This is a genomic window from Streptomyces sp. NPDC005533 (assembly GCF_042871845.1).
GTDB lineage: Bacteria > Actinomycetota > Actinomycetes > Streptomycetales > Streptomycetaceae > Streptomyces.
Genome location: NZ_JBIAJH010000011.1, coordinates 60139 through 82699, shown reverse-complemented (window position 1 = coordinate 82699; position 22561 = coordinate 60139). Strand labels below are relative to the sequence as shown.

Below are 22561 nucleotides of genomic sequence, written 5' to 3'. Positions count from 1 at the left end.
GCGCCGGCGCCCCCGCGCTCCGCAACCTCGTCGTGCCGCGTGCGACGCCCCCCGGCGCCCCCGCGTTCCCTCCCCGCCGCCCCGGTGTGACGGCATACGTCCCCCCAGGCCCCCTGCTGTGTGTGGTGTCGTCAGCCCGCGCTCAGGACAGGGCGACCGGCTCGGGAGAGCCCGGCTGCCAGGCCGTCAGCGGGGTGAAGCCGCGGTGGCCGCACTCGCCGAACACCGTCACCGGGTCCCCGCCCGACAACGCGGCCAGCTGCCACAGGCCCGAGCGGGACCGGCTGCCGGCCCCGGTGAGGGGCACCGGCAGGGCGCAGGTGCCCTCCACGTCCGCCAGCTGCCAGCCGAGCTCGCCCGGTATCGGAACCACCGGGCCGAGCACCACCGGCCAGGACTCCAGCCACGGGTCCTCCAACAGGGCCGTCCCGTAGGCCTCCAGGGCCGCCCCCGTGCTCACCCCGGGCGGAACCTCGGTGCCCGCAAGGGCCGCCGAGTGCCTCTCCCCGAGGTCCGCCCGCAGCCCCGCCGATCCGGGCCGGAAACGGACCTCCGCCTCCAGCACCAGTCCGACCGGCAGCGACAGACCCGGCGGGCGCCCGGGCGGGCCGAAGTCCAGTACCAGGGCGGGCCGTCCGCCCTGCAGTCCGCGCAGCCATATCCGGCGGGTGGTGAGCCGGCCGTCCGGTGACACCGAGTCGTACTGGGCCAGCACCAGCCAGCGGTCCCGTACGGCCTCCCCCTCCCCGGAGGCCGGCAGTCCCACCCGGCTGCGCACCGTCGCCGCCAGCTGTTCCGGCAGCCCGGCCACCCCCGTCCAGGCCCGGTCCAGCAGGTGCAGCAGCGCCGCCTCCTCCAGCATCCGGGCGGGCCAGCCCGGGCCGCAACTGGGTATCGTCCCCAACTCGCGCACCCGCGCGGCCAGTCCGGGGGCCTGGGCGTCGACCATCCGGGCCGCGGTCTCCTCCCACCCCGCGTAACCGGTCTGTTCCTGGCCCGCGAGGCCGCCGCGCACCAGATCGGCCAGCCGTTGTTCCAGCTCGGTGACGCCCGCGCCGACACGGGCCGCCCGCCGCTCGGCCCGCTTGCGCGCCCCCTCCTCGTCCACCGGCCCGGCCGCCCCCGCGACGGGACGCGCGACCTTGGCCGCCCGGTCCTCCAGCCACTGCGCGGCCCAGTCCGGCGCCTCGCCCGGCTCGCCGACCCCCTCGGCGGACCAGAGCAGCAGCAGTCCCAGCGCGTGCTTGCACGGGAACTTGCGGCTGGGACATGAGCACTTGTATGCCGGTCCGGCCAGGTCCACGACCGTCCGGTACGGCGTGCTGCCGCTGCCCTTGCACAACCCCCACACAGAACCGGAAGCGGAACCTCCGATCTGTGACCACGGACCCGCCCCGCCGAGTCTGCTCCCCGCTTTGCGTGAGGCGTCGTCAGGAGCCAGAGCCAGTACCTGTTCCGCTGTCCAGCGGACCCCCTGCTCAGTCATGTGTTCCACCGTAGAGACCCCCACTGACAATCGCCCTGACCTGCAACAACGCGCTGAGCAGGGCCGGTTGTCAGTGGCGTGGTGCACCGTGGACACAGCAGTCGGGAGCGACTGCCGAGCCTTGGAGGGGGACCATGACCACGCCCGAGAACGAACGCCCGGCCGAAGCGCTGCGACCGCACGCCGAAGACGCTTTCGCACACGAACTGAAAGCCCTCGCGGCCGCCGACGACAGGCCCCGCCCGGCCCGCTGGGAGCTCTCCCCGTGGGCCGTCGCCACGTACCTGCAGGGCGGCACCCTCGACGACGGCACGGTCATCACACCCAAGTACGTGGGCCCGCGCCGCATCGTCGAGGTCGCCGTCACCACCCTGGCCACCGACCGCGCGCTGCTCCTGCTCGGCGTCCCCGGCACCGCCAAGACCTGGGTCTCCGAACACCTCGCCGCCGCCGTCAGCGGGGACTCCACCCTCCTCGTCCAGGGCACCGCCGGCACCCCCGAGGAGGCCATCCGGTACGGCTGGAACTACGCCCGGCTCCTCGCCCACGGCCCCAGCCGCGAGGCCCTCGTCCCCAGCCCCGTCATGCGGGCCATGGCCGAGGGCATGACCGCCCGCGTCGAGGAGCTCACCCGCATCCCCGCCGACGTCCAGGACACCCTCATCACCGTCCTGTCGGAGAAGACGCTGCCGATACCGGAGCTCGGCGAAGAAGTGCAGGCCGTGCGCGGCTTCAACCTCATCGCCACCGCCAACGACCGCGACCGCGGGGTCAACGAGCTCTCCAGCGCGCTGCGCCGCCGCTTCAACACCGTGGTGCTGCCGCTGCCCGCCAGCGCCGACGCGGAGGTCGACATCGTGGCCCGCCGCGTCGACCAGATGGGCCGCGCCCTCGACCTGCCGGCCGCCCCCGAGGGCCTGGAGGAGATCCGCCGCGTCGTCACCGTCTTCCGCGAGCTGCGCGACGGAGTCACCGGCGACGGCCGTACGAAGGTGAAGTCGCCCAGCGGCACCCTGTCCACCGCCGAGGCCATCTCCGTCGTCACCGGCGGCCTGGCCCTGGCCGCCCACTTCGGGGACGGCGTCCTGCGCCCCTCCGACGTGGCCGCCGGCATCCTCGGAGCCGTCGTCCGCGACCCGGCCGCCGACAAGGTGGTCTGGCAGGAGTACCTGGAGGCCGTGGTCCGCGAGCGGGACGGCTGGAAGGACTTCTACCGGGCCTGCCGGGAGGTGACGGTATGAGCCCGAGCTCACGGGGCCCGATGCTGCTGGGCGTACGGCACCACGGGCCCGGCTCGGCCCGCGCGGTGCGGGCGGCGCTCGACGCGGCCCGCCCGGTGGCCGTGCTGATCGAGGGGCCGCCCGAGGGGGACGGGCTGCTCGCGTTGGCCGCCGATCCCGGAATGCGGCCGCCCGTGGCGCTGCTCGCGCACGCCGCGGACGACCCCGGCCGGGCCGCGTTCTGGCCGCTCGCCGACTTCTCCCCGGAGTGGGTGGCGATCCGCTGGGCGCAACAGGCCGGCGTACCGGTGCGGTTCATGGACCTGCCGGCCGCGCACTCGCTGGCGACGCCGGAGCCGGACGACGACCCGGCCGGTCCCGAGGCGGTCCGGGTGGACCCCCTCGCGGTGCTGGCCGAGACCGCCGGGTACGACGATCCCGAACGCTGGTGGGAGGACGTGGTCGAACACCGGGGCGCCGGCGCCGCCGGGGGCGCGGGGGAGGAGGTGCTCGGCGCGTTCGAGGCGCTCGGGGAGGCCATGGGAGCCCTGCGCGAGGCGTACGGCGACGGGGGCCACCACCGCGACCTGGTGCGCGAGGCGTACATGCGGCAGCGGATGCGGGCCGCCCGCCGCGAGTTCGGCGAGGCGTACGCCGTCGTGTGCGGGGCCTGGCACGTCCCGGCGCTGCGGACGAAGACCACCGTGGCCGCGGACAAGGCACTGCTCAGCGGCCTCCCGAAGGTCAAGGTGGAGACCACCTGGGTGCCGTGGACCCACCGCCGGCTCGCCCGGGCCGGCGGGTACGGCGCCGGGATCACCTCACCCGGCTGGTACGCCCACCTCTTCGAGGCCCGGGACCGGCCCGTCGAGCGGTGGCTGACCAAGGTCGCCGGCCTGCTGCGCGCGGAGGACCGGCAGGTCTCCTCGGCGCACGTCATCGAGGCGGTCCGGCTGGCCGAGACCCTCGCCGTGATGCGGGGACGGCCCCTGCCCGGCCTGACGGAGACCCTGGAGGCGGTCCGGGCGGTGATGTGCGACGGCTCCGACATACCGCTCGCGCTGATCGAGGACCGCCTGGTGGTCGGCGACGTACTCGGCGAGGTCCCGGACGCGGCGCCCGTCGTACCGCTCCAGCGGGACCTGACACGGCAGCAGCGCTCGCTGCGGCTCAAGGCCGAGGCGCAGGACCGCGAACTGGAACTCGACCTGCGCAAGGACACCGACGCGGCGAAGTCCCTGCTGCTCCACCGGCTGCGGCTGCTCGGCATCGGATGGGGCACCCCGGCCGCCTCCCGCGGCAGTACCGGGACGTTCCGCGAGACCTGGCGGCTGCGGTGGGAGCCCGAACTGTCGGTGCGGGTCGCCGAGGCCGGGATCTGGGGCACCACCGTCCTCGCGGCGGCCACCGCGAAGGCCGAGGCCGACGCGGTCGGCGCCGACGAGCTGGGCGAGGTGACGGCGCTCGCCGAGCGGTGCCTGCTCGCCGGGCTGTCCGAGGCGCTGCCCGCCGTACTGCGGGCCCTCGCGGACCGGGCCGCACTGGACACCGACGTGGCGCGGCTCGCCAAGGCCCTGCCCGCGCTGGCCCGTTCGCTGCGGTACGGGGACGTGCGCGGCACCGACGCGACAGCGCTGGGCACGGTCGCGGCCGGGCTCGCGGAGCGGATATGCGTGGCGCTGCCGCCCGCCTGCGCGGCCGGCCTGGACTCCGACGCGGCAGCCGAGCTGCGGGGCCACGTGGACGGGGTGCACGGGGCGGTCGCGCTGCTGGCCGACGCCGACGAGGGGCGGCGGGAGCGCTGGTCCGCGGTGCTGCGGACGCTGGCCGGCCGGGACACCGTGCCGGGCGTCATACGCGGCCGGGCGGCCAGGCTGCTCCTCGACGACGGACGGCTGCCGGCCGAGGAGACGGCGCGGCTGATGGGGCTCGCGCTGTCCCCCGCCGCCCCTCCGGCCGACGCGGCGGGCTGGATCGAGGGCTTCGCGGGCGGGAGTTCGGGCGGGGGCACGCTGCTGGTCCACGACGACCGGCTGCTGGGGCTCATCGACACCTGGCTGGTGGGGGTGCCGGAGCGGGCCTTCACCGACGTGCTCCCGCTGCTGCGGAGGACCTTCGGGGCGTACGAGTCGGGAGTGCGGCGGAGCCTGGGCGAGCTGGTGCGGCGCGGGCCGGGTGGCGCCGCGGCCGCCGTGCCGGGCCTGGCGCCCGCCGGTTTCGGTCCCGAGCTGGACCCGGAGCGGGCGGACGCGGTCGTGGGGCTGGTGCGGATACTGCTCGCCGGGTGAGGTGCGGCGCCGTTGCGGGGGCTCCGCCCCCGGCCCCCGCGCCTCAAACGCCGGCGGGGCTGAAAGACCGGCCCCCCGCGCCTCGAACGCCGGCGGGGCTGAAAGACCGGGTGCAGCAGGGCTGGATTGTGTGGATGCGACTAGTGGTGGGGGACAGGCGGATGAGCGGTGTGGACAGGGCGCAGGACACGGCGGACCTCGCCGGAGGCGAGCGCTTGCGGCGGTGGCGGATGGTGCTCGGTGGGGGCGACGCCGAGGGGACCGGGTGTGTGCTCGCCGGGCGGGACGCGGCGATGGACGCCGCGCTCGGGGCGCTGTACGGGGGCGACGCGGGGTCCCGCAAGGGACCGGGGGCGCGGTCGGCGGGGCTCGGCGGGTCCGCGCCGAACGTGGCGCGCTGGCTCGGGGACATCCGCACATACTTCCCCGGCTCCGTGGTCCAGGTGATGCAGCGCGACGCGATCGAGCGGCTCGGCCTGTCCACGCTGCTGCTGGAACCGGAGATGCTGGAGGCCGTGGAGCCGGACGTGCACCTCGTGGGCACGCTGCTCTCGCTGAACAAGGCGATGCCCGAGACGACCAAGGAGACGGCGCGGGCCGTGGTCCGCAAGGTGGTCGAGCAGCTGGAGAAGAAGCTCGCGGCGCGGACCCGGGCGACGCTCACCGGCGCCCTCGACAGGTCCGCGCGGATCAGCCGGCCCCGCCACCACGACATCGACTGGGACCGCACGATCCGGGCCAACCTCAAGAACTACCTGCCCGAATACCGCACCGTCGTCCCCGAGCGGCTGATCGGATACGGCCGTGCGGCGCAATCGGTGAAGAAGGAGGTGATCCTCTGCATCGACCAGTCGGGTTCGATGGCGGCCTCCGTCGTCTACGCCTCCGTCTTCGGCGCGGTGCTGGCCTCGATGCGCTCGATCGCGACCCGGCTCGTCGTTTTCGACACCGCCGTCGTGGACCTCACCGACCAGCTCGACGACCCCGTCGACGTCCTCTTCGGCACCCAGCTGGGCGGCGGTACGGACATCAACCGCGCCCTCGCCTACTGCCAGTCGAAGATCACCCGGCCCGCCGACACCGTCGTCGTCCTGATCAGCGATCTCTACGAGGGCGGGATCCGCAACGAGATGCTCAAGCGGGTCGCCGCGATGAAGGGGGCGGGGGTCGAGTTCGTGACGCTGCTGGCGCTGTCCGACGAGGGAGCCCCGGCCTACGACCGCGAGCACGCCGCCGCGCTCGCGGCGCTCGGCGCGCCGGCCTTCGCCTGCACCCCCGACCTGTTCCCGGAGGTGATGGCCGCGGCGCTGGAGAAGCGGCCCCTGCCCACACCCTGAAGGGCCGTCCCCGTCCCTTGTGTGAAGGGGTGAATCGCACGAACTTCCAGTTCAACCGTGAGGCGATCTGTGACAGGTATCACCGCTCAGGTGTGATCTGCGATTTAGGGACCTACGGCCCGCGGGGATAACCTGCGGGACGGACATGCCGCGTCCACGGTCACCGTGTGCGCCTTCCTTGTGACAGCGCCGTCACGTTGCCCTCCGCGGCACGCCCACGCAGATAGCAGACAACCGCGAATCACTGCGAATCTTTAAAAAAGACAAGGGACGGACGCGCGTGGACCTGTTCGAGTACCAGGCGAGGGACCTCTTCGCCAAGCACGGTGTACCGGTGCTGGCCGGTGAAGTCATCGACACGCCTGAGGCGGCTCGCGAGGCCACCGAGCGGCTGGGCGGCAAGTCGGTCGTCAAGGCGCAGGTGAAGGTCGGCGGCCGCGGCAAGGCCGGCGGCGTGAAGCTGGCCGCCACCCCGGACGAGGCCGTCGCCCGGGCGACGGACATCCTCGGCATGGACATCAAGGGCCACACGGTCCACAAGGTGATGATCGCCGAGACGGCTCCCGAGATCCTCGAGGAGTACTACGTCTCGTACCTCCTCGACCGCACCAACCGCACCTTCCTCGCCATGGCGTCGGTCGCGGGCGGCATGGACATCGAGCAGGTCGCCGAGGAGACCCCGGAGAAGCTCGCCAAGGTCCCGGTGAACGCCAACGAGGGCGTGACCATCGAGAAGGCCCGCGAGATCGTCGCGCTGGCGCAGTTCCCCGCCGAGGTCGCCGAGAAGGTCGCCGAGGTCCTCGTGACCCTGTGGGCGACCTTCATCGCCGAGGACGCGCTCCTCGTCGAGGTCAACCCGCTCGCGAAGGTCGCCTCCGGCGACGTCATCGCGCTCGACGGCAAGGTCTCGCTCGACGAGAACGCCGAGTTCCGCCAGCCGGGCCACGAGGAGTTCGTGGACCACGCGGCCGCGAACCCGCTCGAGGCCGCCGCCAAGGCGAAGAACCTCAACTACGTCAAGCTCGACGGTGAGGTCGGCATCATCGGCAACGGCGCGGGTCTCGTCATGAGCACCCTCGACGTCGTCGCCTACGCCGGCGAGAACCACGGTGGCGTCAAGCCCGCCAACTTCCTGGACATCGGCGGTGGCGCCTCCGCCGCCGTCATGGCCAACGGTCTCGAGATCATCCTCGGCGACCCGGACGTCAAGTCCGTCTTCGTCAACGTCTTCGGTGGCATCACCGCCTGCGACGAGGTCGCCAACGGCATCGTCCAGGCGCTGCAGCTGCTGAAGGACAAGGGCGAAGAGGTCACCAAGCCCCTCGTCGTCCGTCTCGACGGCAACAACGCCGAGCTGGGTCGCAAGATCCTCTCGGACGCCAACCACCCGCTGGTGCAGCGCGTGGACACCATGGACGGCGCGGCCGACAAGGCCGCCGAGCTCGCGGCTGCGAAGTAAGGGCAGAGGTCACAGACTCACATGGCTATCTTCCTCAACAAGGACAGCAAGGTCATCGTCCAGGGCATGACCGGTGCCACGGGCATGAAGCACACCAAGCTGATGCTGGCTGACGGCACCAACATCGTCGGCGGCGTGAACCCGCGCAAGGCCGGCACCACCGTCGACTTCGACGGCACCGAGGTCCCGGTCTTCGGCTCCGTCGCCGAGGCGATGGAGAAGACGGGCGCCAACGTCTCCGTCCTCTTCGTCCCGCCGGCCTTCGCCAAGGCCGCCGTGGTCGAGGCGATCGACGCCGAGATCCCGCTGGCCGTCGTCATCACCGAGGGCATCGCGGTGCACGACTCCGCCGCCTTCTGGGCGTACGCGACCGCCAAGGGCAACAAGACCCGGATCATCGGCCCGAACTGCCCGGGTCTGATCACCCCCGGCCAGTCCAACGCCGGCATCATCCCGGGCGACATCACCAAGCCCGGCAAGATCGGTCTCGTGTCCAAGTCCGGCACGCTGACCTACCAGATGATGTACGAGCTCCGTGACATCGGCTTCACCTCCGCCGTCGGCATCGGTGGCGACCCGGTCATCGGCACCACGCACATCGACGCCCTGGAGGCCTTCGAGGCCGACCCGGAGACCGAGCTGATCGTCATGATCGGCGAGATCGGCGGCGACGCCGAGGAGCGTGCGGCGGACTTCATCGCGAAGAACGTCACCAAGCCGGTCGTCGGCTACGTCGCGGGCTTCACCGCCCCCGAGGGCAAGACCATGGGCCACGCCGGCGCCATCGTCTCCGGCTCCTCCGGCACCGCGCAGGCCAAGAAGGAGGCCCTCGAGGCCGCCGGCGTCAAGGTCGGCAAGACGCCGACCGAGACCGCGAAGCTGGCGCGCGAGATCCTGAACGCCGCTCAGTAGGCAGTCCCCGTACGGACGCACGTACGGACGCACGACGCACGGGCGTGGCCCGCACCCCTCGGGGGGTGCGGGCCACGCCCGTTCTCATTCGACCTTCGGGGCGATCCTGGCCGGCCCGGCCTCCGGATCGGCGCGCAGTTTCTCGTGGAGCTGCCGGCGCGGTTCGGTGAGCTGCTGGGGGCCGCTCAGCGGGGGTACGCCGGAGACGCTCTGGCCGGGTGCCTGCGGGGGCTCGTAGTGGTCGGGCGCGGTCACGGCGGTGTAGCCGGTGGCGGTGGCGATCACCGCGGTCAGCCCGAGGGCCCCGCGGCTCCACAGCCGTACGCGCCGCTCGCCGCCGCCCCGTACGGCCGCGGCCGGGCGCGGGGCGAGGGGGGCGGCCGGCCGCAGCGCGGCGAAGAGGTCGCGCAGCAGCGCCGACTGTTTCTCGGGCGCCACCTCGGCCAGCTGGGGGATCCGCGCGGCGAGGTCGGCGTGCGCGTGCACGAGGCGGAGGCCGGTGGTGGGGGTGCTGGCCTCGGTCTCGGCGGCGGTGTCGGGCAGGTCGAGGCCGACGCCGTCGTAGAGCATGACGGTCCGGCGGTGACGCGTGGGCAGCGCGAGCACCGCGGAGAGCAGGATGCGGTCCGCGGGGTCGGCGGGGGGCGCGTCCTGCCGGCGGTGGGCACGCCGGAACCGGTGCCAGGGGGAGAGGGCGTAGTCGTACGCGACCGCGCGCACCCAGCCCACCGGGTCCGGGTCGGTGGCCACCTCGGGCCATCGGGCCCAGGCGCGGGTGAACGCGCGCTCCACGGCCTTCAGGGCGAGGGTCCGGCGGCCGGTGAGCAGATAGGCCTGGCGGGCCAGGGCGGGGGCGGCGTGGTCGTAGAGGGCGTCGAAGGCCGCGGCCGGGCCGGTCGTCCGGCCGCCGGACGAGGGCACTGCGGGCGCGGCGGCCTCGGTGGGCACGGCGGCCTCGGTGGGCACGGCGGGCTCGGCCGGTGGCTCCACCGGTCCGGTCGCGGCGGTTTCGGCGGGCGCGGCGGGCTCGGCGGGCGCCTCCGCCGGTCCGGGCTCGGCGGGTGCGGCGGGCTCGCGGGGCTCGCCGGGTGTTCCGGCGGGGCCGTCTGACGTGGCGTCGGCCTGCTCCGGGGCTGCCGCCGGGGTCGCGAGGGCGGCCAGGAAGGCCGCGTACGCCTCGCGGTTGCGGCCGCGGGGGTCCGTGCGGCCCGTTTCCCAGGAGCGGACCGTCGTCGCGGTGACGCCCACCGCCGCCGCGACCTGCTCGTGCGTCAGATCCGCCGCTTCGCGCAGCCTGCGCCGCTCCTTGCGGGCGGGCAGGCGCAGCTCCGGGACCGATGAGGAGGTCGTATCGACGCTGCGTGTCATGCCACACTCCCCGCGACCCGACCGCCCTGGGCGAAAAAGTACATAAACGTATATTGAGCGACACCACGGACATTCGCCTGTTACCCGTCCATAGCGCGTGTCGTTGGCACCATGGCGGGGTGACCCAAGTGACCGAACGCGGGACCTCGTTGCCGGCGGCTCCGCGCGCCGGCGCGCGACGCCGTTCGCCCGCCGCCGCGGCATGTGTGGCGGGCGGCGCCGTGGCGGCCGGACTCGGGCTCGGCTTCCTCGCCGTGCTCGTCATCGTGCTGTGGATCAGTTCGCCCTACCCGGACAGCGGACCCGGCGGCGCGCTGCACCTCGCCGCCGGGCTGTGGCTGCTCGCCCACGGGACGGAGCTGGTGCGGTACGAGACGCTGTCCGGCGTGCCCGCGCCCGTCGGCCTGACCCCCCTGCTGCTCGTCGCCCTGCCGGTGCTCCTGATGCGGCGGGCCGCCCGGCTGGGGAGCGCCGAGGAGGAGGACGAGGAGGTGCTGCCCGCCGGCGCCGTGTTCTCCGCCGTGCTCTGCGGGTACCTCGCCGTCGGGGCCCTCGCCACGGTGTACGCGGCCGGCGGCCCCATGCCGGCCGACCCGATCAGCGCGGCCTGGCACGTCCCGCTGGTCGCCGTGCTCGCCGCCCTGGGCGGGGTGTGGGGGGCCAGGGGGCGTCCGCTCGGACCGCTGCCGTCGTGGCTGCCGGCGGGCGTGCGGAGGGCTGTCGCACGCCCCCGGTACGCGCTGGCGCTGCGAGCCGGGGCGGGCGGGGCGCTGGTCCTGCTGGGCGGCGGCGCGCTGCTCGTCGGGGCCTCGCTCGCCTGGCACGGCGCCGAGGTCCAGACGTCGTTCCTGTCGCTGACCGAGGTGTGGTCTGGCCGGTTCGCGGTCCTGCTGCTCGCGCTCTCGCTGGTACCGAACGCCACCGTGTGGGGTGCGGCCTACGCCCTCGGGCCCGGCTTCGCCCTCGGCGCCGACGCCACCGCCACCCCGCTCGGCTTCGCGGGCCAGCCGGGGCTGCCCCGGTTCCCGCTGCTGGCCGCGCTGCCGGCCGAGGGGCCCGGCACCCCGCTGACCTGGGCGGTCGCCGCAGTTCCGGTGGTCGCCGGGCTGGCGGTGGGCTGGTTCGCGGTCCGCCGGGCGCGCGAGGTCTCGTACACGGAGACCGCGCTCACGGCGGCGTTGGGCGCCGTGGTCTGCGGGCTGGTCATGACCGGGCTCGCGGCGGCCTCGGCGGGGCCGCTGGGCTCGCGGCGGCTGTCCGACTTCGGGCCGGTGTGGTGGGCCACCGGGGCGGCGGCCTGCGCGTGGACGCTGCTGCTGGCGGTGCCGGTCGCGGTGGCGGTGCACGCGTGGCGGAACCGGCCGGCCAGGGGGTTGGCCGCGCTCGACGCGCTGTCCGCGCTGGACGTGGACGAGGTGGTGGACGACCGCTGGCACGACAGCGGTGTGCGGGAGGTGCGGTGGGCGGCGATGCGGAAGGCCGCGGGGACGCTGATCCCGGAGATCGGGGCGGTGGCGCCCCCGGCCCCGCCCGAGCCCGTGGCTCCCGCGGCGCCGGCGGCCGTTGCGGCTCGGGCGCCCCGGGCCGTGACCGTGGTGTCGGGGCGGGGGCTGGACCTGACGCCGATCCTGCTCGCGGCGAAGCCGGTGGACCCGCCGGTGGCTCCCCCAGTGCCGTTGGCTCCGCCGGTGGTGGGGTCGCGGGTGCTGGCCCGACGGAAGCCGCCCGCCTGAGGTACTCGGCCCCGCGCCTCAAGCGCCGGCGCGGCTGGAGGCGGGGGCTCGGCCCCGCACCCCGCGCCTCAAACGCCGGCGGGGCTGGAAACGGGGCTCGGCCTTGGAGTCTGCGCCTCAAGCGCCGGCGGGGCTGGAAACGGGGCTCGGCCTTGGAGTCTGCGCCTCAAGCGCCGGCGGGGCTGAGAATGGGGCTCGGCCTCGGAGTCTGCGCCTCAGGCGCCGGCGGGGCTGGAGTGCGGGGCGGGCGCCGGGGGACGGGGCTCGGGCGGTGGGGGTTACTGGCGGACCTTGAGGACGTCGCCCAGGACGTTGTTCGGCAGGAGGGTGTTGCACTGGAGTTCCGCGGACTGCGTGAGGGCGTCGTCGCGGCAGACGTAGAAGTCCTTGTACGCGAGCTGCAGGCCGTACGAGCTCATCGCCAGCAGGATCGCCAGCGAGGCCGTGACCAGGCCGCTGACCGCCGCCGTGCGCTGGGGGCGGGCCGCCGGCCCCAGGGCGTCCAGGCCCGTCGGGGCGCCCGGCTCACCGGTCGCCGCCGCGGGCTTGCCGCGCAGGGCGCTGATGCCCCAGTACAGGGCGAGCGCGCCCAGCAGCAGGCCCACGGACGGGATGCCGAAGATCCCGAAGAAGAAGCCCCACATGCCGGCCAGCAGCGCGTAGCGGGCCCGGCGCTGGATCGGGTCCGTCGGGTCCCAGCGTGCCGGGCCCCGTCGGCCGTCGGAATCCCCCGGGTCCTCCTCCCCGTTCCCGCCGCCACCGCCGCTGCGCGGCTGCCACGGCTGGTCGGGCCGGCCTTCCGGCGGGGCCGCGAAGGGGTTGTCGTCGGTGGGGGAGTCGGGCTGACGGCGGTCCGGCATCGGGTGTGTTTCTTCCCCTGTGTCATGGACGTCGTGGTGACGTCGTGTCGAGGTGAGGCCAGTTTGCGACTTGTACGCCAGACGCTACCGCCCGGCCGTCCCCCCGTCCCTCGGGGGCCGTCCGGTGTGCCGGTATCGTTGCAGGCGGTCGGTGGCTTCGTATGGTTCCCCGTATATCGGTACCCCGAAGTTTCGTATGACCACACAAAGACGAACACCGCAATTCCCGCGAGAAAGGGCCTCCCATGGCCGCCTCCCGCCTGGTCGTGCTGGTCTCCGGCTCCGGCACCAACCTCCAGGCCCTGCTCGACGCCATCGACGCCCACCCCGGCGGATCCGAGGGCTTCGGCGCCGAAGTCGTCGCCGTGGGGGCCGACCGCAAGGGCATCGCCGGCCTGGAGCGGGCGGAGAAGGCCGGGATCCCCACCTTCGTCTGCCCGGTCAAGGACTACGCGAGCCGTGCGGAGTGGGATGCCGCCCTCACGGCGGCGACCGACGCCCACGCGCCGGACCTCGTCGTGTCCGCCGGGTTCATGAAGATCGTGGGCAAGGAGTTCGTCGACCGCTTCGGCGGCCGGTTCATCAACACCCACCCCGCCCTCCTCCCCGCCTTCCCCGGTGCGCACGGCGTACGGGACGCGCTCGCCTACGGCGCGAAGGTCACCGGCTGCACGGTCCACTTCGTGGACAGCGGCGTGGACACCGGTCCGATCATCGCCCAGGGTGTGGTCGAGGTCAGGGACGAGGACGACGAAGCCGCTCTCCATGAGCGCATCAAGGAAGTCGAGCGCCAGCTGCTCGTCGATGTCGTGGGGCGCCTGGCCCGGCACGGCTACCGCATTGAGGGACGAAAGGTAACAATCCAGTGACCGCCGCAGACATCGCAGCGAGCAACGACCCGACCACGACCCAGCGGCCGATCCGGCGTGCGCTCATCAGCGTCTACGACAAGACGGGACTGGAAGAGCTGGCCCGCGGGCTGCACGAGGCGGGCGTCGCGCTCGTCTCCACCGGCTCCACCGCCTCGAAGATCGCCGCGGCCGGGGTGCCCGTCACCAAGGTCGAGGAGCTGACCGGCTTCCCCGAGTGCCTGGACGGCCGCGTCAAGACCCTGCACCCGCGCGTGCACGCCGGCATCCTCGCCGACCTGCGCCTGGAGGACCACCGCAACCAGCTCGCCGAGCTGGGCGTCGAGCCCTTCGACCTCGTGGTCGTCAACCTGTACCCGTTCCTGGCCACCGTCCAGTCGGGTGCCACCCCCGACGAGTGCGTCGAGCAGATCGACATCGGCGGTCCGTCGATGGTCCGCGCCGCCGCCAAGAACCACCCGTCGGTCTCCGTCGTCACCAGCCCCGCGCGCTACGCCGACGTGATCGCCGCGGCCCAGGGCGGCGGCTTCGACCTCACCGCCCGCAAGCGGCTCGCGGCCGAGGCCTTCCAGCACACCGCCGCCTACGACGTGGCCGTGGCCTCCTGGTTCACGAACGTGTACGCGCCGGAGCCGGAGGCGGTCCTGCCGGAGTTCCTCGCGGGCGCCTGGGAGCGCAAGTCGACCCTGCGCTACGGCGAGAACCCGCACCAGGCCGCCGCGCTCTACACCGACGGGCAGCCGGGCGGGCTCGCCAACGCCGAGCAGCTGCACGGCAAGGAGATGTCCTTCAACAACTACGTGGACACCGAGGCCGCGCGCCGCGCCGCCTACGACCACGACGAGCCCTGCGTCGCGATCATCAAGCACGCCAACCCGTGCGGCATCGCGGTCGGCGCGGACGTCGCCGCCGCCCACCGCAAGGCGCACGCCTGCGACCCGCTGTCGGCCTTCGGCGGCGTGATCGCCGTGAACCGCCCGGTGACCGTCGAGCTCGCCGAGCAGGTCGCCGAGATCTTCACCGAGGTCATCGCGGCCCCCGCGTACGAGGACGGCGCGGTCGAGGTCCTGGCCAAGAAGAAGAACATCCGCGTCCTGAAGGTGGACGGCACCCCGCACCAGCCGGGCGACCTCAAGCCGATCTCGGGCGGCACGCTGCTCCAGCAGTCGGACGTCTTCCAGGCCGAGGGCGACGACCCGGCCCACTGGACCCTCGCCACCGGCGACGCCCTCTCCGAAGCCGAGCTCGCCGAGCTGGCCTTCGCGTGGAAGGCCTGCCGGGCCGTCAAGTCCAACGCGATCCTGCTGGCCAAGGACGGCGCCTCGGTCGGCGTCGGCATGGGTCAGGTCAACCGCGTCGACTCGGCGAAGCTGGCCGTCGAGCGGGCGGGCGCCGAGCGCGCGCAGGGCTCGTACGCCGCCTCCGACGCCTTCTTCCCCTTCCCGGACGGGCTGGAGATCCTGACGGCCGCGGGCATCAAGGCCGTGGTCCAGCCGGGCGGTTCGGTGCGTGACGAGCTGGTTGTCGAGGCCGCCCGGAAGGCCGGTGTGACCATGTACTTCACCGGGACCCGCCACTTCTTCCACTGAGCCCCGAAGGCCCGGTGACGGCGAAGGCCGCGCCCCGCACTGCGGGACGCGGCCTTCGCCGTGTGCGGACGGGAGGGGCTCAGTACTGGGGGCGGCGGAAGTAGTCGCCCGCCTTCGCGAGGCCCACGACGACCGTGATGCCGAGGGCGAGGGAGACCAGGGACGGCAGTGTGGTGATCACGGTGAAGCCGGACTGGCCGTGCTCGTCGGCGCTGAGCGCGATCACGTTCCCCAGCACGCCGAGAACGGCGAAGAGGATCTGCAGCGATCCGTAGAGGATGCCGGAGACGCGGACGCCGCCGCGGCCCTTGGCCATCTTGGCCGCGGTCAGGATGGGCCACAGGGCGAAGCCGATGAAGACGAGGCCGATGACGACGCCCCCGATGCCGGCGACGGCCCCCAGGTCCTCGGCGGAGGAGCTGGAGGAACCGGAGTCCGAGAGCGCCGCGGCGAACACGGCGCCGCCGATGATGAAGAACAGGCCGGCCAGGACCTGCAGGCCGCCGATGATGAAGAGGATGACGCGGGCCGCCTTCGCGCCGCCGGGCATCTCCTGGAACGGGGCGCCCGGGTATCCGACGGGGCCGCCCGGGTACGCCTGCGGTGCCTGCTGCGGATAGGCGTAGCCGCCCTGCTGCGGGACGGCGTGCGGGGCCTGCTGGGGGTAGCCGTAGCCGGGCTGGCCCTGCGGGGCCTGGGGCGGCTGCTGTCCGTACGGATTGTGCGGGTCGCCGAAGCTCATCTTGGGGTGTTCCTCCGTGGAAGCGCGGGGACGCACGGCATGAGCGCGGAGGAATCCTGCACGGTGCGGTCCGCCCCCCGGCACTGCCCGCGGCACTCAGTCGTTTTCATCGTCGTCCGGCTGCCGGGGCTTGTCCAGTTCGTTACGGTGCGGCCGGTGACTTGTTGTGCAAGTGCAATGAACCCTGCACACCGGCGAGCACCTTGACTGGAACCGGGGCCACCTCATCCGGGAGGATGGGGTCATGACCGCCCAGATTCTCGATGGCAAGGCCACCGCCGCCGCGATCAAGTCCGAACTGACCGCCCGCGTGGCGGCCCTGAAGGCCCGGGGCATCACCCCCGGCCTCGGCACCCTCCTGGTCGGTGACGACCCGGGGAGCCGCTGGTACGTCAACGGCAAGCACAAGGACTGCGCCGAGGTCGGCATCGCCTCCATCCAGCGCGAACTGCCCGCCACGGCCACCCAGGAGGACATCGAGGCGGTCGTACGGGAGCTCAACGCCAACCCGGACTGCACCGGCTACATCGTGCAACTCCCGCTCCCCAAGGGCATCGACACCAACCGGGTCCTGGAGCTGATGGATCCGCTGAAGGACGCCGACGGCCTGCACCCCATGTCGCTCGGCCGGCTGGTGCTGAACGAGCCGGGCCCGCTGCCCTGCACCCCGTACGGGATCGTCGAGCTGCTCCGCCACCACGACGTCGGGATCAACGGCGCGCACGTCGTCGTCCTCGGCCGCGGGATCACCGTGGGGCGCTCCATCGGCCTGCTGCTCACCCGCAAGTCCGAGAACGCGACCGTGACGCTCTGCCACACCGGCACGCGCGACCTCTCCGGGCTGCTGCGGCAGGCGGACATCATCGTCGCGGCGGCCGGCGTGCCGCACCTGGTCAAGCCGGAGGACGTGAAGCCGGGCGCGGCCGTGCTCGACGTGGGCGTCAGCCGCGACCAGGACGGGAAGATCGTCGGCGACGTGCACCCCGGTGTGGCCGAGGTGGCCGGGTGGATCTCCCCGAACCCCGGCGGAGTCGGCCCGATGACCCGGGCCCAGCTGCTCGTCAACGTCGTCGAGGCGGCGGAACGGACCACCAGTGCAGGCTGAACGGGACGCGGAGCACTCCGGGCGCGCGGGCGGCGGCGGCGCGGCCCCGGCGAACGGCACGCCCGTCCCGTCCGGCGTGCCGGTCACGCCCGTCACCCCGGGCGCGGCCGGCACGCTCGCCGCGCCCGCGGACGAGGGGCGCCGGTCCCGGCGCTTCCCGTCCATCACCCGGGACACCGCCCGCCCCGAGGGCAGCGGCCGCGCCGTCCCGGGGGCGGTGTCCACGCCCGCCCGTCAGTGGCCGATGCTCAGCGTGCTCGCCGCGACCGCGGCCGGGCTGCTGACCACCGCGGTGGGGCACCCGAAGGCCGGCTGCCTGGCGATCGGCGTGGCCCTGATCGCCGCGTCCGTGATGCGGCGCCTGCTGCCCTCGGTGGGGATGCTCGCGGTGCGCTCCCGCTTCACGGACATGATCACGTACGGGCTGCTGGGCGTGGCGATCACGCTGCTCGCGCTGGTGATCGAGCCCAAGCCGCTGCTGGAGATCCCGTTCCTGGAGACCGCGGTCCGCTTCACCGTGCGGTGAGGGCGGCGGGTCCGGTGAGCGCCGTGAGCGCGGCCAGGGTGGCCGCGACGGCCGGCTGGGTCTCCGTGCCCGCCCGGACCAGTGCGTCGAGCGTCCGCCCGGGGCCCGGCAGCTCCCGTACGGAGACGCCGGGCGGCGGGGCGTCGCACAGCAGCTCGGGCAGGATCGACACGGCCCGGCCGGTGGCCACGAGCCACAGGCCGGCCCGCAGGTCCGCGCACTCGTGCGCGACGCGCGGGGTGAATCCGGCGTTCCGGCAGGCGTGCAGCAGCATCTCGCGGCAGCTGCTCGGGGCGGGGGCCGCGACCCAGTCGGTCACGGCCAGCGCGGCGAGCCCGTCCCGCTCGTAGGCGGGGACCAGGGCCCGCGGCAGCGCCAGGCACAGCGGGTCCTCGAACAACGGCACCGCGGTGGTCCCCGGCGCGGGCGGGGCGCCGAGCAGCGGGTACGCGTACGTCACCGCCAGGTCCAGGCGGCGCGCGCGGAGCAGCGGCACGGCATCCTCGGGATCGGCCTGCACGATGCGCGGGCGCAGCCGGGGGTGGCGTACGGCCAGCTCGGCCACGAGCGGCGCGGCCACCGTGGCCAGCGCGCTCGGGGCGCAGCCGACGGCCAACTCGCCGCCGGGTTCGGTGGCGAGGGCCCGGACCGCTCCTTCGGCCCGTTCCAGGGCGGCCAGTACGGGCTCGCAGGCGGCGGCCAGCGCCGCGCCGGCCGGGGTGAGCCGCAGCCCGCGCCCGTCCCGCTCGACGAGGGCGGCCCCGGCCTCGGCCTCCAGGGCGCGCAGTTGCTGGGAGACGGCGGAGGGGGTCACCGCGTGCAGGTCGGCGACGGCGGTCACTTTCCCGTGGGCCGCCAGGTCCCGGAGGATGATCATCCGCTTCACATCGAGCATGAGTTCATCTTAATGATTGCTGTAGCAGAGGTAGCTGGACTTCACAGTTCGGCCCGGGTGATGCTCGTGCCATGAACGCGAAGAAGAAGGTCGTCCTGGTCGGAGCCCACGGCACCCTCGGACGGGCGGTCCACGCGGCCCTGCGCGAGCGCGGCCACCAGGTCGTCACCGCCTCCCGCACGGGCGCCGACGTGCCGGTGGACATCACCGACCCCGCGTCCGTCCGGGCCATGTACGCCCAGGTGGCCGAACGAGTGGGCGAGATCGACGCGGTGGCGTGCGCCGCCGGCAGCGTGCCCTGGCGCCCCCTGGGCGAACTGGGCACCGACGACGTCCGCAGCGGCCTCGAAGGCAAGGTCGTCAGCCAGGTCGAGCTGGTCCGCCAAGGCGTCGCCCACCTGCCCGCGCACGCCTCGTACACCCTGATCACCGGCATCCTCGCCCGCGAACCCCTGCTCGGCGGCGCCGTGGCCGCCCTCGCCAACGGCGCCGTCGATGCCTTCGTGCGCGCCGCGGCCATCGAACTGCCCGGCCGCCAGCGCATCAACGCCGTCAGCCCCACCGTCTTCGAGGAGTCCCTCGACGTCTACGGGGACACCTTCGCGGGATTCGACCCGGTGCCCGTGGCCCGCGCGGCGAACGCGTACGTCAAGTCGATCGAGGGCCACCAGACGGGCCGGGTCCTCCAGGTCGAGTAGCCGGGCCGGCGCGCCGGACAGCAGGCCGAACAGAGGTCCCCGGACCGGCTCTTCCTTCGAAACGCCGGGACCCGTGTGCCACGCACCACAGGGACCCGGGGGTCAGCCCGCTTCCGGGTCGGATAGCCTGACCGCGGATGTCTCTTCACGTCAAGATTTACAGGGGAGCGGCGTCCTCCAGCACATGGGGCAGGGACGCCCCACCGCCAGCTGTCTAACGGAGAAGGCCATGACCCGCACTCCTGTGAATGTCACCGTCACCGGCGCCGCCGGCCAGATCGGCTACGCGCTGCTCTTCCGCATCGCCTCCGGGCACCTGCTCGGCGCGGACGTGCCGGTCAAGCTCCGTCTTCTGGAGATCCCCCAGGGCATGAAGGCCGCCGAGGGCACCGCCATGGAGCTCGACGACTGCGCCTTCCCGCTGCTCAAGGGCATCGACATCTTCGACGACCCGAACCAGGGCTTCGCCGGCGCCAACGTCGCGCTGCTCGTGGGCGCCCGCCCGCGCACCAAGGGCATGGAGCGCGGTGACCTGCTCTCCGCCAACGGCGGCATCTTCAAGCCGCAGGGCGCCGCGATCAACGCGAACGCCGCGGACGACATCAAGGTCCTGGTCGTGGGCAACCCGGCCAACACCAACGCGCTCATCGCGCAGGCCGCCGCCCCGGACGTACCGGCCGAGCGCTTCACCGCGATGACCCGCCTGGACCACAACCGCGCGATCTCGCAGCTCGCCAAGAAGACCGGCGCCGACGTCACCGACATCAAGCGCCTCACCATCTGGGGCAACCACTCGGCGACCCAGTACCCGGACATCTTCCACGCGGAGATCGCCGGCAAGAACGCCGCCGAGGTCGTCAACGACGAGCTGTGGCTCGCCGACACCTTCATCCCGACCGTCGCCAAGCGCGGCGCCGCGATCATCGAGGCCCGTGGCGCGTCCTCGGCCGCCTCGGCCGCCAACGCCGCCCTCGACCACGTGCGCACCTGGGTCAACGGCACCGCCGAGGGCGACTGGACCTCGATGGGCATCCCGTCGGACGGCTCCTACGGCGTCCCGGAGGGCCTGATCTCCTCCTTCCCCGTCACCTGCAAGGACGGCAAGTACGAGATCGTCCAGGGCCTGGACATCAACGAGTTCTCCCGCACCCGCATCGACGCCTCCGTCCAGGAGCTGTCGGAGGAGCGCGACGCGGTCCGCGAGCTCGGCCTGATCTGATCCGTCCTTCCCGCCGAGCAGTGCGTACACCTCGGCGGGAAGCGCGGACCCGAGCGCCCCGGCCCCACCAGGCCGGGGCGCTTTGGCGTGTTTACCTCTGTCGCTTGAAATAAGGGAAATCTAAGGTCGGTCGGTGACCGAGAGCCCGATTCCCCCTCAATCCACCGGCGGGCGGCAGGACGACCTCCGCCGCGGCCGTCCCCCCGTCGACCCGGCGCTCAGCGAGGCCGGCCGCTTCCTGTGCGCGGGCACCTACATCGACGCCGGATACCGCGATCGGGTGATCAAGGAGCTGTACGTCCACGAGGAGCGGATCGTCGCGCCCTCCTACGGGTTCGACGCCTCGCGCGTCCTCGCCCACGCCCTGCGCGCCCGCCGCGCCGAACTCGGCTGGGCGCTCGGCGTACTCGGCGCCTGGTTCGTCGGTTCCGTGCTGACCGGGGGCGCCCTCGCGGTGCTCCTCGTCCCGTTCCTGCTGCTGAGCCTCGCGGGCTGGCTCAGGGCCCGCTCCGGACTGCTGGCGCGCCTCCTGTCCATCGTGGTGCGCGTCTACGCCTGGTGGAACCTGCTCGCCCTGCTGTTCGTGATCCTCATGGTCTGGCTGGCGCTGCTCGGCGCCTTCGACGACACCGGAGGCTCCTTCGGCCTCGGCGTCCTGTTCTTCGCGCAGGGCCTCGGCGGGGTGGCGACCGGACTGGTCATCGGATGGGTGCCGGCGGTCTTCGCCGCGGTCGTCACCGTCGTGGGCCTCCAGCGCGGGTACGTCGCCCGGACCATCGCCGACGACCTCAACCGGGACCGGTACGCCCACCGGCCGACCGATCCCGCCGAGGCCGAGGTGGGCGTTCGGTTCGCGCGCGTGCGGCGGCGCATCGTCGACGAGCAGCACTCGCCGCTGATCATGTACGACATCAACGACCCGTTCGTCGGGGCCGGCCAGGCCTACCGTCCCTGGCAGCAGTCCTTCGAACTGCGCCCCCGTGAGGACCTGCCCGCCGGCACCACACCGGACCAGCTCACCAACGCCCGCATCCTGGAGGCGATCGTGCCCCTGGTGGAGCGGCTGCGGGCGCCCTCGCCGCACGGTTCCCCGGAGGCCCAGGCCGCCGTACTGGACCGGATGCAGGAGCTGGTCGTCGACCAGTGCGTGTTCCTGCCGGGCGACGGACTGGGGCACCGCGACGAAGGCCCCCACCTGCGGGCGGACTTCGAGGCGCACCGGGCCGCGGCCATCGAGGAGGGCGGCGAACGCCGCCGGCACTTCCTGCGCATCCGCGTCGGCGGCTGGGACGAGAACATGGTCGTCACCCTGTTCGTACGGGTCCACACCCAGGGCGGGATGATGATGGTGGAGCTGGCCCCGCACGTGCTGCTGCCCGTCCACGTCGCCTTCCACAACGCGGACGCGGACGCCCACCGCTACCTGAACAACAACCGGTTCGGGAAGGTGCTCTGGGCCCTGCGGCACACCCCCGGCTCCTTCACGGCCTCCCTCGTCACCCTGGGGCGCGGAGTCGCCAGCTGGGTGAGGATCGCGGCCGGCGGTCACCGCGGCGCCCGGCCGGAGGGCCCGCGCCTGTCCGTGCGCGAACTCGCCTCGCAGGACAACGGCTCGCTGTTCCACCTCATGGACCTCGACAGGTACTTGAAGACCATTCAGGACCGGGTCGTCGCCGGTATTACCTTGGTCCTGCACGAAGCCGGCTGGCACACCGAGGCGTTCGCGCAGCGCGCCGGCATCTACCTCGCCGAGGGCGCGACGTACGTGGGGGCGATGTACGGCAGCGCGGCCAGCTTCGGCGGCAGCGGCAACCACAACAGCACACACAGGGGGAGCCATGGCGACAGATAGCGGAAGCGGGAGCGGAAGCGGGAGCGGCAGCGGCACGGGGCCGGAGTCCGGGGTGCGGATCGGCAGCGTCCACGACAGCGCGGTCAGTTTCGGCGGCTCCAACAACACCAACACCGTCCACCACGGCGGTACCGGAGCGGCCGCACCCGACGCCGCACAGCTGCTGGAGGCGGTCCTCACCCTGCGCGAGGCGCTCGTACGGGAAGCCCCCCGCGGCGCCGACAGAACCGCCCTCGACGCCGAACTGGACGGGATCGCCGAGCAGCTGGAGGGCGCCGAGACGATCCGCCCCGGCCTGCCCGCACGGCTGCGCGCGGCGCTGGAGCGGTGGGCCCCGCTGGTGGAGTCGGTGAGCGCGGCCGCTGCCCTGGGCAGCCTGCTCGGCACGCTGGGGGGTTGAGCC

The 22561-nt window shown here is 73.5% G+C and carries 19 protein-coding genes; 14 read left to right on the top strand and 5 right to left on the bottom strand.

Annotation, left to right across the window (positions count from 1 at the left end):
* Window positions 1-142: 142 nt before the first annotated feature.
* Window positions 143-1486, bottom strand: coding sequence for an SWIM zinc finger family protein (locus ACFYP3_RS13695; protein ID WP_388831272.1), 1344 nt, complete (start codon window positions 1484-1486; stop codon window positions 143-145).
* Window positions 1487-1620: 134 nt separating this feature from the next.
* Here ACFYP3_RS13695 and ACFYP3_RS13690 point away from each other — a divergent pair, with 134 nt between their 5' ends.
* The 5 genes from ACFYP3_RS13690 to sucD all read left to right on the top strand — a co-directional run bounded on the left by ACFYP3_RS13690 (window position 1621) and on the right by sucD (window position 8702).
* Complete coding sequence (locus ACFYP3_RS13690) at window positions 1621-2727, top strand: AAA family ATPase (RefSeq protein WP_388831270.1); 1107 nt, start codon at window positions 1621-1623, stop codon at window positions 2725-2727.
* Window positions 2724-4994: a DUF5682 family protein gene (locus ACFYP3_RS13685; protein ID WP_388831268.1), complete on the top strand. Its 2271-nt coding sequence runs from the start codon at window positions 2724-2726 to the stop codon at window positions 4992-4994. Before ACFYP3_RS13690 ends, ACFYP3_RS13685 begins: the two co-directional genes overlap by 4 nt.
* Window positions 4995-5155: 161 nt before the next feature.
* Entirely contained in the window at window positions 5156-6331 is a 1176-nt protein-coding gene (locus ACFYP3_RS13680; protein ID WP_388831266.1) for a VWA domain-containing protein, read from the top strand.
* A gap of 280 nt (window positions 6332-6611) precedes the next feature.
* Complete coding sequence (sucC, locus tag ACFYP3_RS13675; protein ID WP_030864234.1) at window positions 6612-7790, top strand: ADP-forming succinate--CoA ligase subunit beta; 1179 nt, start codon at window positions 6612-6614, stop codon at window positions 7788-7790.
* Window positions 7791-7811: 21 nt separating this feature from the next.
* Window positions 7812-8702 (top strand): succinate--CoA ligase subunit alpha, encoded by an 891-nt coding sequence (gene sucD / locus ACFYP3_RS13670; protein ID WP_030710487.1) that lies wholly within the window; start codon window positions 7812-7814, stop codon window positions 8700-8702.
* A gap of 84 nt (window positions 8703-8786) precedes the next feature.
* Here sucD and ACFYP3_RS13665 read toward each other — a convergent pair whose 3' ends face one another.
* Complete coding sequence (locus tag ACFYP3_RS13665) at window positions 8787-10070, bottom strand: helix-turn-helix domain-containing protein (protein ID WP_388831264.1); 1284 nt, start codon at window positions 10068-10070, stop codon at window positions 8787-8789.
* Window positions 10071-10189: 119 nt separating this feature from the next.
* On the opposite strand from ACFYP3_RS13665, the gene ACFYP3_RS13660 reads away from it, so the two are divergent.
* Complete coding sequence (locus tag ACFYP3_RS13660) at window positions 10190-11803, top strand: DUF6350 family protein (protein ID WP_388831262.1); 1614 nt, start codon at window positions 10190-10192, stop codon at window positions 11801-11803.
* Between the two features lie 278 nt (window positions 11804-12081).
* On the opposite strand, the gene ACFYP3_RS13655 is transcribed toward ACFYP3_RS13660, so the two are convergent.
* Complete coding sequence (locus ACFYP3_RS13655; protein WP_388831260.1) at window positions 12082-12663, bottom strand: hypothetical protein; 582 nt, start codon at window positions 12661-12663, stop codon at window positions 12082-12084.
* 245 nt (window positions 12664-12908) lie between these two features.
* Here ACFYP3_RS13655 and purN point away from each other — a divergent pair, with 245 nt between their 5' ends.
* Together purN and purH are read left to right on the top strand one after the other, a co-directional pair.
* On the top strand, window positions 12909-13532 hold the full coding sequence (gene purN, locus ACFYP3_RS13650) for a phosphoribosylglycinamide formyltransferase (RefSeq protein WP_388831258.1): 624 nt from the start codon (window positions 12909-12911) through the stop codon (window positions 13530-13532).
* Window positions 13529-15121, top strand: a complete 1593-nt coding sequence (purH, locus tag ACFYP3_RS13645) for a bifunctional phosphoribosylaminoimidazolecarboxamide formyltransferase/IMP cyclohydrolase (RefSeq protein ID WP_388831256.1) — start codon at window positions 13529-13531, stop codon at window positions 15119-15121. Before purN ends, purH begins: the two co-directional genes overlap by 4 nt.
* Window positions 15122-15200: 79 nt before the next feature.
* Here purH and ACFYP3_RS13640 read toward each other — a convergent pair whose 3' ends face one another.
* Entirely contained in the window at window positions 15201-15863 is a 663-nt protein-coding gene (locus ACFYP3_RS13640) for a hypothetical protein (RefSeq protein ID WP_388831254.1), read from the bottom strand.
* 244 nt (window positions 15864-16107) lie between these two features.
* On the opposite strand from ACFYP3_RS13640, the gene ACFYP3_RS13635 reads away from it, so the two are divergent.
* Window positions 16108-16968, top strand: a complete 861-nt coding sequence (locus tag ACFYP3_RS13635) for a bifunctional methylenetetrahydrofolate dehydrogenase/methenyltetrahydrofolate cyclohydrolase (RefSeq protein ID WP_388831252.1) — start codon at window positions 16108-16110, stop codon at window positions 16966-16968.
* Window positions 16958-17494 (top strand): DUF3017 domain-containing protein, encoded by a 537-nt coding sequence (locus ACFYP3_RS13630; protein WP_388831250.1) that lies wholly within the window; start codon window positions 16958-16960, stop codon window positions 17492-17494. The genes ACFYP3_RS13635 and ACFYP3_RS13630 overlap by 11 nt, the downstream gene beginning before the upstream one ends.
* Here the strand turns inward: ACFYP3_RS13630 and ACFYP3_RS13625 are convergent.
* A complete protein-coding gene (locus tag ACFYP3_RS13625; RefSeq protein WP_388831248.1) occupies window positions 17481-18389 on the bottom strand; it encodes a LysR substrate-binding domain-containing protein in 909 nt (302 codons plus the stop codon). The two genes, ACFYP3_RS13630 and ACFYP3_RS13625, sit on opposite strands and share 14 nt — an antisense overlap.
* Window positions 18390-18460: 71 nt before the next feature.
* Here ACFYP3_RS13625 and ACFYP3_RS13620 point away from each other — a divergent pair, with 71 nt between their 5' ends.
* From ACFYP3_RS13620 to ACFYP3_RS13605, 4 genes are all read left to right on the top strand, one after another.
* Complete coding sequence (locus ACFYP3_RS13620; protein WP_388831246.1) at window positions 18461-19087, top strand: short chain dehydrogenase; 627 nt, start codon at window positions 18461-18463, stop codon at window positions 19085-19087.
* Window positions 19088-19316: 229 nt separating this feature from the next.
* On the top strand, window positions 19317-20306 hold the full coding sequence (locus tag ACFYP3_RS13615; protein WP_388831244.1) for a malate dehydrogenase: 990 nt from the start codon (window positions 19317-19319) through the stop codon (window positions 20304-20306).
* A gap of 133 nt (window positions 20307-20439) precedes the next feature.
* Entirely contained in the window at window positions 20440-22158 is a 1719-nt protein-coding gene (locus ACFYP3_RS13610; protein ID WP_388831242.1) for a hypothetical protein, read from the top strand.
* A complete protein-coding gene (locus ACFYP3_RS13605) occupies window positions 22145-22558 on the top strand; it encodes a hypothetical protein (protein ID WP_388831240.1) in 414 nt (137 codons plus the stop codon). The genes ACFYP3_RS13610 and ACFYP3_RS13605 overlap by 14 nt, the downstream gene beginning before the upstream one ends.
* The last annotated feature ends 3 nt before the right edge of the window (window positions 22559-22561 follow it).